Origin of the sequence: Gilliamella sp. B2717 (genome assembly GCF_026536675.1) — a bacterium.
GTDB classification, from domain to species: domain Bacteria; phylum Pseudomonadota; class Gammaproteobacteria; order Enterobacterales; family Orbaceae; genus Gilliamella; species Gilliamella apicola_I.
Window position 1 is genome coordinate 438 of record NZ_JAFNNQ010000036.1, and the last position, 691, is coordinate 1,128.

The following is a 691-nucleotide window of genomic DNA, read 5'->3' on the forward strand; positions in this document are numbered from 1 at the left end:
ACCACAACATCAGTGGGCACGGATATCAATTTATTACTAAATGCGATCAGCTCATCCTGAGGAAAATATACCCGTTTATATTTACCGCTGGGTACGTTAAACTCGCCACGTTGGTTGTATCGACAGATCCCGTTAAAACAGTGACGATTTAAATAAACGAACGCCGCCGCACGTTCTAACGACGACGGGGGGAATAGCTGACAATTAAACTGAGTGCGTATCTGATAAAAATCAACATCGTTATCAAATAATTTTTTGGTGGCGTTAATCAGCCTCGTGAGGTCGTTTTTCAGCCAAACGTACACATTAATTAAATCGCTGTTTTTATCTGATAACAGATAATTATTATAATTTGTGTTTACAAACACGTTACCGGCACCAACAAACGGCTCAACCAGCCGTAGAGTGTCCGACACAGGGAGGTGGGGTAATAATTGATCGAGAATTCTTGATTTTCCCCCGACCCATTTTAAAAATGATTTTTGGACAGTCATCCGTTTTTCCTCTAATTTCACCGTTTAATCCAAATACATTCAGTTCTAATTACGGGGCCACGTTGTGACGCAGCTCGTGCGTTGGTGCATTTCCTGTCCCAACCGTTTAGCATGTCGTTATATAATTCGCTGTTGTAACCGGAAATAACAACCCGCCCCTCGACGCGTTTAATTTTGTTTAAAAAAATTTCATGATC

1 protein-coding gene is annotated in these 691 nt (G+C 41.1%); it reads right to left on the reverse strand.

Annotated features, from left to right (window positions below; all coding sequences use genetic code 11):
• The coding region (locus J3U35_RS05630) for a DNA adenine methylase (RefSeq protein WP_267360123.1) at positions 1-515 on the reverse strand (515 nt) is incomplete at its 3' end.
• Between the last annotated feature and the right edge of the window lie 176 nt (positions 516-691).